This is a genomic window from Microcoleus sp. (genome assembly GCF_049646505.1).
Classification (GTDB): Bacteria; Cyanobacteriota; Cyanobacteriia; order Cyanobacteriales; family Microcoleaceae; genus Microcoleus.
In genome coordinates this window covers 1-9,630 of the sequence record NZ_JBARVX010000232.1, presented here as the reverse complement: position 1 = coordinate 9,630, position 9,630 = coordinate 1, and the positions used below count along the sequence as shown (strand labels likewise).

Genomic DNA, 9,630 nt, shown 5'->3' with positions numbered 1-9,630 from the left:
TTAAACTGGTTCCCCGGCTCTGCCTGGGAATCAATGTCCAGAGGCTCTGCCTCGCTTGGTTTACTTGGAAAAAGAGCCTTGTTTCTCTGGTCAAATTGGAGGCAGAGCCTCGCCTATCAGCGTTACCAGGCAGAGCCTGGGAACGAGTAATCGAGTAATACGAGTAATTGGAGGCAGAGCCTCGCCTATCTGCGTTACCAGGCAGAGCCTGGGAACGAGTAGACAAGCGAGATCGTAGATTTCAGACTTAACAACCGTCGCCAAAAATGGGCAAACCCACTAATTTCCAGATAATGCTAGGCGTAAAAGCAGTCCAGAAAAAGGCATTTCCCAAGGCCGCCTGACCTGCGAGAGTCATGTTCATTTTCATTGTGCCTTGAAACAACCAGCGATCGAGCGGCATCGTCAGCGTCCACATCAAGGCAATCCAAGCAGCACCCAACCAAAAAATTACCCATTTGATGTTACTATTGAGTTTGGGAAAGATTTTTTCAGTGAATGAAGTATTGAGATTGACACCGGAACCGGAAATATAAATTCCTCCTGTTTGTACAGTAGCTTGTTTGAGCGGCTCGAAACTTTTCCCCCCGAAGGTAATGCCATTAATCTTAACTTTTTGAGCGGCGGCTTCGCTGACAGTTTGCGGAGCCAGTTCAATTCCGGCATCGCTCACAATCACAATTTCGCGACAGCTATTCGGCACGGTTTTAAAAGCGTTTAATGCCTCCCGGATGGGAACATCTAGGCTGTCTTGGGGAGGTTCTGGTTGCAGAGATTTCGGCAAATTTGGGTCTTGCAGAGCTCGAACTAATTCTGCTTCTACTTTTTTGGTATCTGAACTAAAGTTACTGGTTAATGCTGGAGCTTTGCCGCCGCCAATCCCAAAAACTTGAATTGTATTTGGGTTGTTTGGTAATTTAGAATTTACATCTAAATAGGCTTTGACTGCTGCTACTTCTTGCTGCATAATTGTGCCGGGAGCATTGAAGGCTTGGGGCTGGTAGGTGCTGCTGCTGAGATCGAGGGCGATCGCCACTGCAATATTTGGTCTGCCAAACCCGAATATGCCAAACAGTGCTGCGGCAATTAAACAGAAGCACAGCACGATTAACGGTCTTTGAAATAAGGGATGTTGCCACAGCGGGCGTTGAGTTCTAATCACCGATCGACCTATAGTAGTTTTAACTTGGTTGGCCAACTATTGAATAGCATCGAACTGATATTTTGACCCCGGAGGGCCGTCTTTACCTTCGATAGCTTTGACTAACGGAATTTCTTTTAACAGGTCAAATTCCTTGGCAGTTCCCGATATCAAAGTTCCTGCGGTGAGGAATTTGACTGTTCCCTCGCGGGTAGGATTGCTGGTGATTGCGGCTGTTAAAGCTTGGGTGGCATCGAAAGCAGTTGCAGTTCGCCAACTGACTCGTCCTTTCCAAATTTCGGAGGCTTCTTTGGAAAAAGGATCGTCTTTTTCCCACCTCCAAGGAACTGCTAGCACTAAATCTTTAATGGCATCTTCTCCTTTGACTAAAGTAGTAGGATTGTAAAGTTCGCTGCCGCCCATTAATGCTAAAGGTGGGGATGTATCTTTGTTGGCGATCGCGATCGCGATCGCCTGTTCTACTTGGTCTTTGCTCACCGCCATAAATACCACATTTGCTCCCGCTTTGCTGGCATCAGCTACAGCAGATTTGGCATCAAAAGTCCCACCAGCTTTGATGTCTACTTCTTGGACAATTTTGCCGCTAGCTTTTGGCACTTCGACAACTAATAGTTCCTTGAGTTGTTTGCTGTAAACGCTGTCGGAATTGTAGAAAATGGCGATCGCGCCGGGGGAGTGATTTTTGTTAGCATAATTGGCGACAGTTTCCCCAACTTTTTGGAGGTAAGCTTTTAGCATTTCATCGGTTTTTTCCAGCACCTTGGTCAGTTTCAAGGTGGCTTTGTTGGAAGAGTCGATCGACACGCTGGAACTGACAGGCGAAATGGCTGCTAATCCTGCGGTTTCATAGGTTTTGATCGCGTCTTGAGAACTGCTGTCAATGCCGTGTCCCAAAACTCCCAATACGTTGGGAGAGTTAACTAAGTCTTGGGCGATCGACACAGTTTTGCCAACTTCGTCATTAACAATTACAATTTCTAATAACCGACCGGGAACCGTTGGACTTTTGTTAAATTGATCTTGATATAAAGCTGCTCCTCTGAGCACTTCTTTGGCTGCATCAGCGCTGGCACCGATGGGAACTACGACGGCGATTGTCAGGGGATTGCCTGTTTTTTGAGCCGCTGCATTGTTGAGATAAATTTTAGTTTCCGGGTCGTTGGGGTCGGTTTTGGTAGCTGCTTCATATTTGGCGATCGCCTCATCCCAATTTTTGCCGACAAATGCCGCCGCCCCAGCTTGTTTTTCAGCATCAGCTTTGCCGCCTGCTAGCAGGATTTTTTCTCCTTGACTAATTAGCGGGGCGCTGACTGCTTTAGAACTGAGGAATTCCCCAGGCGAAACAGCAGTTGCGGTAGTAGATGTAGATGTGGTATCTCCTGTTGTCACAGAAGACTCTGGCGGTTTGCCGGAAAACGCTTTGTACAAACCAAATCCGCCACCGCCGACGACTAATACTGCTGCTACACCCATCAGAATTTGTTTGATGGGCAATCCATTTCCTGAACCCCGATTTCGATCGGGAACCATCGCCTCTTGCGGCAAGCCGCACATCATGCAGATTGACCCGTCGTTGTCATAGGGTGGATGGGGGCCACTCCCGTTATATTGATCTGGATTATATTTGGGTACGCCGTCGCAACTCCAACTCATTTTTGCTACCTTTCTTTTTTACCCTTTTGGGTATTGTACAGCTTGACATCTATCTTGAGAAAGGTTAGCTGAGCAAAAATACGAAATCTTTAAAATAGACTAAAGGGAATAGCCCCTCGTCCCTGAGTTATTCCCCAAGATACTGGTCAGCTTGGTTAACAGCCCTCCGTTACGGTGAAGATGCACTGGTGGGTTTTTTCTTGGCGGATGGCTGGATTGGGAACAGGAGTTTTTCAGGACTTGGAAGTCGGCGGCTTTGTTGGCGAAAAATGAAGGTGCGATCGCCACTTTGGGAGTCAAACCGAGTTATGCTGCCACTGACTACATAATTTCTGCTAAATCCAACACAAAACCAGGCAGTACATCTTCCCCCGACACAGTGGCAGGATTTTGGAGAATTTCCACACTTTGACCGGGGCGATAAATTTCTACCCGCCGATTTTGCCTGTCAATTAACCAACCCAATCTCGCACCGTTATCTATATATTCTTGCATTTTCTCTTGCAGCTTTTTCAACGAATCAGTCTTCGATCGCAACTCGACCACAAAATCTGGACACAAAGGAGCAAAACTGTCTTTTTGTTCCGGTGTTAAAGCATCCCAGCGTTCTTTTTTGACCCAAGAGGCATCAGGAGAGCGATCGGCACCATTGGGAAGTTTAAAGCCTCCAGAAGAGTCGAAGGCAACTCCTAGATTATTTTGCCTGCTCCAGGCTCGAAGTTGATAGGATAAATCGATATTGCGCTTGCTAGTTTCACTGCCTGTCGGTGACATAATAATTAATTCCCCTGATGCTGTACGTTCAAATTGATAATCGCGGTTGTTCTGACAAAGCTGAAAAAATTGCTCGTCAGTTAAATTGATGGATAATTCGATTGAGTTTGCAGGAGATTGGATGGCAATCATGTTTTTTATAGGGTTTGAAACACCTTGAGAATTTAGCTGGTAATAACTTACTCATTCAAGTCTTTGACACAACTTTTAAACTCAATAAATTTAATCATAAAAATATCATGTCTGCTTTAACTGTATATTAACATGAGGATTAATGCTACGGTCAAAAACCGATCGCTCTCCCCCACACCCAAAAGTGCAGCGCAGCTATCCCTCTTCAGAAATTGCGCCCCCGAACCGCTATTCTCCCCAATTTATTCCTCAAGACAATGGTCAGCTCGGTCAACAGCGCTATCCTAGTAGTTATATTGCTACCAAAGTCGATCGACCCGGAGGCCCCTTGTTCAGCCTAGTTCAAAACACTTCTCGCAAAGGAGAAATCCTAGAGGTCGTCTTCCGCAACGGTTGGGACTACATGAAAAGCCTCCTAACCGGCCGCAAAACCGACGCACCCAGTCTCCCAACTCCCGCTGTTCTCCGCAACATCTTGGTAGAATTAGGCCCAGTTTTTGTGAAATTGGGACAATTGCTGAGTACCCGTCCCGACCTTTTACCCGCCGCCTACATCGAAACCCTCTCGACGCTACAAGCGGAAGTTCCGCCCGTACCTTGGTCGGAAGTAGAATTTATTGTCCGCAAGGAACTCACACAATCTCTCGAAGATACCTTCGCTAAATTTAACACTCAGGCGATCGCCGCAGGCTCGATCGCCCAAACCCACAAAGCTACCTTAAAAGACGGCCGCGAAGTCGCCCTGAAAGTTCAGCGCCCCGGTATCGATATTGTCATCGAACAAGATATCGCCGTGCTCCGAGGTTTGGCAGAACTTGTGATGCTCACAGAATTCGGTCAACAATACGATATTGTCGCCCTAGCCGAAGAATTTGCGATCGCCCTGCGTGCAGAACTAGACTTCATTCAAGAAGCCAGCTACACCGACGAACTGCGCCGCAATTTATCTAAAAGTAAATGGTTCGACCCAAAACAAGTTGTTCTACCACAAATTAACTGGGAGTTGACCACCAAAAAACTCTTAGTAATGGAATGGCTGAACGGAGTGCCGATTTTGTTAGGCGATTTGCAAGGAATTGGCCACAAAGGAGATATAAATGCCGAACGCGAAGAAATTACAACGCTGCTTTGCCGCGTTTTCTTCCAGCAGTTGTACATCGACGGATTCTTTCACGCAGACCCGCATCCCGGCAATCTATTTTATCTCAGAGACGGTCGGATTGCCCTGCTAGACTGCGGCATGGTCGGCAGATTAGACCCGCGCACCCAGCAGAATTTGACAGAAATGTTGCTGGCAATTGTCGATTTAGATGCTCAGCGATGCACTCAATTAACATTGGAAATGGCGGAATTTGCTCAACCTAAAAGTTTAGCTGTTCTCGAAAACGATTTGGCTCGAATGCTGCGGAAGTATTACAATGTAAGCTTGTCGCAAATGAACCTGTCGGAAATATTTTATGAAGTGCTGGAAATCACCCGCAAAAATAAAATTAGGCTGCCCAGCAATCTCGGTTTGTATGCAAAAACTCTAGCTAATTTGGAAGGACTGGCACGCTCTTTCAATCCCAGATTTAATATTGTAGAGCAGGTAAAACCGCTGATGACCGATATGTTTCGGCGTCAGTTATTGGGAGATGACCCGGTGCAAGCTCTGCTGAGAACAGCCCTGGATCTGAAAAGCTTGTCTTTGCAATCTCCGCGACAGGTGGAAGTGCTTTTAGACCGGGTTACTTCGGAAACTTTGAAGTGGAACTTGAGCATAAAAGAACTCGATCCGCTGCGCCGCACTTTAGGAGATTCTGCCAACCGACTTTCTTTTAGTGTTGTCGTGGGTTCGCTGATTGTGGGGGCGGCAATTATTTCTTCTAATGCTCAAACTGCTCAACTATCTTTTTTGAGCAACGGTTTGTTTGCAGCGGCGAGTTTTTTGGGTTTGTGGTTAATTGTTAGCATTTTGCGTTCTGGTCGTTTGCGGAGTTGATTTAATATGGGAAACGAGGAAAATTTGGAGAGGTCATAGGTTCGTATTCACAACTTGAGAACTAAGGACTGAAGTCCTTACTGCGACGAACCTATTTTAGATATAATTAAGGTTGGGAAAGGTTGACAAATGAGCGAAATTAATCAAGTGTTAGAAAAGGAGATTTTGCCGGAATTGGGGTTAGTCTGCATCACCACGTCCGATGCCGTTCGCTTTCGCACTGTCACCCGGAAGCGACTTTTACAGCTTGCGGAAACTGAACAAGAAAAAGTGTTGCGCGAGCTTTATGCAGACAACTTAAAACGGCTTGACAAAGCGATTGATTTCTGCTGTGCAAATAACATTAGATTGTATCGCATGACTTCTGCGCTGTTCCCTTTTGCAGATACAGATTTGGGGGAAACAGTGCTGCACTCGATGGCTGAGGAATTGCGGAATACGGGCGATCGGGCAATTTCCCTCAACATCCGTTTGGTACTCCACCCGGATCAATTTGTTGTCCTCAGTTCCGACAAGCCTGATGTCGTTAAAAACAGCATTAAAATTCTGGCAACTCATGCTTTAATCTTAGATATGTTGGGACAGCCCCGATCGCCCTACGCACTGATGAACATTCACGGCGGTAAGGGCGATCGCACTTCGCAACTCACATCAGTCATCCGCGACTTACCCGAATCTATTCGATCGCGCTTAACCTTTGAAAATGACGAATACGCCTACAGTTCCTCAGAACTTTTAGAAGTTTGTCTCGAAACCGCAGTACCGATGGTTTTTGACGCGCACCACCACGTCATTCACGAACATTTAGAAAGTTACGACGATCCCAGCGTTGCCGAAATGCTCGCAGCAGCCCGCACAACTTGGTCAGTTCCTGAATTACAATTAGTCCACATATCCAACGGAAAAGAATTTTTTGCCGATCCGCGCCACAGCGATTTAATTACAGAAATGCCAGAGTGCTATTATCAAGCTCCTTGGATTGAAGTAGAAGCCAAATTCAAAGAATTAGCTATTGAAAAGTTGCGCGCCGAATGGTTGGGGGCGAATGTTCGGGAATTTAGTAATGTCTCGTAGGGGCGAGTCAGCAACAGGCTATCCGGCCTGTTCCACAAGAGTTAAATGTTGTTGTGGGGTGGGCTTCTAGCCCGCCCAAATCGCGATTATTGCCAAAAATTATGTGCGGACGATTCACTTTAAATACTTCAGGTCAAATCATCGCCGAATTCTTCAAACTGTCCGAAGTTCCCGACATCAAACCGCGATACAATATCGCCCCAACTCAATCAGTGGCGACAGTAACAGTTGAGCCAGAAAAAATGCAGCGACAGTTCCAATTTATGCGCTGGGGCTTGATTCCAAGTTGGGCAAAAGACATGAAAATAGGCAGTAAAATGATTAACGCGCGATCGGAAACTGTAGCCGAAAAACCTGCTTTTCGCAGCGCCATCAAGCACAGGCGATGTTTGATAGTCGCTGATGGTTTCTACGAATGGCTGCCGCTCTTAAAGCACAAACAGCCTTACTATTTTCAAATGGCGGAGGGCGCACCTTTTGCTTTTGCGGGTTTGTGGGAAAATTGGGAATCTCCCGAAGGAGAAAAGATTGTATCTTGTACTATAATTACTACCGCTGCTAACGAAACTGTGCAGCCGGTGCACGCTCGAATGCCTGTGATTCTCCCCGACAGCGCTTGGGAAGAGTGGCTCGATCCTGCTGTTAACAGCGCTCAGCAAGTTTTGCCGCTGTTAAAGCCGTATGCCTCTGAAGCAATGAAAGCAAAGGCCGTAAGTGCGATCGTCAACAGTCCCAGCAAAGACAGTCCTGAGTGCATTCAAGCGATCGAATAAACAAAGTCATTAGTCAGCAGTCATTAGTCCTTAGTTAACTCTTAAACATTAATAAATATGGAGTCATTAGTCAGCAGTCATTAGTCCTTAGTTAATTATTAAACATTAATAAATGTCCCACAAATATTCCCCATCAACAACTAATGACTAATGACTAATGACTAATGACTGATGACTAATGTTTAATTAGTTTCGGGATAGCTTCTAAAAGTTGGGCTTCGCTGTAAGGTTTGGTGAAATATTGATTTGCGCCTAATTCCATTGCCATTTGCCGGTGTTTTTCGCCGCTGCGGGATGTCAGCATGGCTACGGGGATTTTAGCAAACCGCTGGGTCGATCGCATCGATCGCAATAATTCAAATCCATCCATCCGGGGCATTTCAATATCCACAATCGCCAAACTGCAATCAAGACCGTTTTGCAGCTTTTCCAAAGCATCCACCCCGTCTTTCGCCTGCACGACTCGGTAGCGAGCACGAGTCAGCATCATAGACAGCAACTGCCGAATTGTATAGGAATCGTCCACAATCAAAATCTGCGGTGACTGACTCAAACTCGTTGCGGGCTGCAGTTTACCGGACACAGGGGCGATCGAACTATTGGCTAAAGAAGGTTGACCCACCAAATCATCCACATCCAAAATAGTCACAACTTTGCCGTCCCCCAAAATCGTACTCCCCAAAACCCCGCGAGGCTTGGATAGAGGCGGCGGCAAAGGTTTAACCACAATTTCCTGCTGGCCGATCAGCCGTTCCACAGCCACCGCCAGCATTCCTTCACTAGAAGCCAAAACCAGCACGGGAATGTGGTCTTGGGTCAAAGGGTCTGGAGACGGAGCATCGGGCCCCAGGACGCTGTATTCGAGCAAATCCTGCATCCTCACCAAACGAATAAATTCCTCCCGCCACCACAGCATCGGCTGATTGCCGGCGGTGTGAACTTCCGAAGCTTTGATGTGGAGAATCTCTTCGACTGCATCCAGCGGCACTGCTATTTTATTGCGATCGGTCTTCACCATCAAAGCATCAGTAATCGACAGCAACAGCGGCAGCTTGATGATAAAACTCGTACCTTTTCCCAGGCGAGAATCCACCTTCACAGTTCCCCGCACAGTCCGCAAATTTGTTCGCACCACGTCGAGGCCGACTCCCCGCCCCGAAAGGTCGCTGACTCCTTCTGCGGTGCTGAAACCCGGCCAAAACAGAAAATCGTAGAGTTCGGCAATGGAAAATTCTTGGGCTTGTTCCTCTGTCGCCAAACCTTTGTTGACAACTTTGCGGCGGATGATTTCCGGGTCAATGCCTTTGCCGTCATCGGCGACAGTAATAATAGTTTGGCCGCCTTGGTGGCGGGCTGTTATTTCAATTTGACCGCTGGCGGGCTTGCCGCTTGCTTGCCGAACTTCGGGCATTTCGATGCCGTGGTCGAAGGCGTTTCTCACTAAGTGTACTAAGGGGTCGCGCAAAGCATCGAGCAAACTTTCGTCAATTTTGGTATCTCTTCCCAGCAGCAGCAGGTTGACATCTTTATCGTAGGTGAGACACATATCCCGGAGCGCTCTGGGCAAGTGATCGACGGCGCGACTGAAACTGACGACTCGCAACTGCATGACGCGGCTGCGGAGTTGTTCGGTAATGCGGCGCAGTTGGTCGGTACTGCGCTCGAATTTCATGGCTAAGGTGTCTAATGTGGTAGCGGATTGAGAAATTGCTTCGGCTGTTTCGATGACTTCGGAGGCGGTGGAGTGGAACTCTGTATAACGATCCATCTCTAAGATATCGAAGTGAGAATGGGCGATCGAGGGAAATTCTGTTTGATATCCGGCAATTTTTCCCAGCAATTCCGAATTGCCGTTTCCCCCTTTCCAGTCTGCAAAACTCAGCCTGTCGTATTCTTCTCGCAACTGGCCGCCGAATTGGTTCAAATCTACGATACTGCGGCGGATGCGCTTGACTTCGCCGCGCAGTTCGGATTCTTGAAGTTCCAAATTTGTACGGTTGATAACTAATTCTCCGACTAGATTCACCAATTCTGTTAAGCGTTCTAAGTCTACGCGGATTGTTGGTCTTTGGGGGTTGGGG

The 9,630-nt window shown here is 47.2% G+C and carries 7 protein-coding genes; 3 read left to right on the top strand and 4 right to left on the bottom strand.

Annotated elements, in window-relative coordinates; translation table 11 throughout:
• Positions 1-247: 247 nt before the first annotated feature.
• From WBA89_RS12620 to WBA89_RS12610, 3 genes are all read right to left on the bottom strand, one after another.
• Positions 248-1,198 carry a vWA domain-containing protein gene (locus WBA89_RS12620; protein WP_424406842.1) on the bottom strand — a complete coding sequence of 317 codons (951 nt, stop codon included), beginning with the start codon at positions 1,196-1,198 and terminating at the stop codon, positions 248-250.
• Complete coding sequence (locus WBA89_RS12615) at positions 1,199-2,815, bottom strand: ABC transporter substrate-binding protein (RefSeq protein WP_424406840.1); 1,617 nt, start codon at positions 2,813-2,815, stop codon at positions 1,199-1,201.
• Between the two features lie 321 nt (positions 2,816-3,136).
• Positions 3,137-3,721 carry a Uma2 family endonuclease gene (locus WBA89_RS12610; RefSeq protein ID WP_424406838.1) on the bottom strand — a complete coding sequence of 195 codons (585 nt, stop codon included), beginning with the start codon at positions 3,719-3,721 and terminating at the stop codon, positions 3,137-3,139.
• Positions 3,722-4,049: 328 nt separating this feature from the next.
• Here WBA89_RS12610 and WBA89_RS12605 point away from each other — a divergent pair, with 328 nt between their 5' ends.
• The 3 genes from WBA89_RS12605 to WBA89_RS12595 all read left to right on the top strand — a co-directional run bounded on the left by WBA89_RS12605 (position 4,050) and on the right by WBA89_RS12595 (position 7,549).
• Positions 4,050-5,702, top strand: a complete 1,653-nt coding sequence (locus tag WBA89_RS12605; protein WP_424406844.1) for an ABC1 kinase family protein — start codon at positions 4,050-4,052, stop codon at positions 5,700-5,702.
• Between the two features lie 129 nt (positions 5,703-5,831).
• Positions 5,832-6,776 (top strand): UV DNA damage repair endonuclease UvsE, encoded by a 945-nt coding sequence (gene uvsE / locus WBA89_RS12600; protein ID WP_424406836.1) that lies wholly within the window; start codon positions 5,832-5,834, stop codon positions 6,774-6,776.
• Positions 6,777-6,877: 101 nt separating this feature from the next.
• The gene (locus WBA89_RS12595) at positions 6,878-7,549 is read left to right on the top strand and encodes an SOS response-associated peptidase (RefSeq protein ID WP_424406834.1); all 672 of its coding nucleotides are present in this window, start codon (positions 6,878-6,880) and stop codon (positions 7,547-7,549) included.
• 175 nt (positions 7,550-7,724) lie between these two features.
• Here WBA89_RS12595 and WBA89_RS12590 read toward each other — a convergent pair.
• A partial coding sequence (locus WBA89_RS12590) for a hybrid sensor histidine kinase/response regulator (RefSeq protein ID WP_424406831.1) occupies positions 7,725-9,630 on the bottom strand: 1,906 nt, incomplete at its 5' end.

Excerpts from the sequence above, each read along its gene's own strand:
- WBA89_RS12615 (WP_424406840.1), bottom strand. The coding sequence starts at position 2,815 with ATGAGTTGGAGTTGCGACGGCGTACCCAAATATAATCCAGATCAATAT.
- WBA89_RS12610 (WP_424406838.1), bottom strand. The coding sequence starts at position 3,721 with ATGATTGCCATCCAATCTCCTGCAAACTCAATCGAATTATCCATCAAT.
- uvsE (WP_424406836.1), top strand. The coding sequence starts at position 5,832 with ATGAGCGAAATTAATCAAGTGTTAGAAAAGGAGATTTTGCCGGAATTG.
- WBA89_RS12595 (WP_424406834.1), top strand. The coding sequence starts at position 6,878 with ATGTGCGGACGATTCACTTTAAATACTTCAGGTCAAATCATCGCCGAA.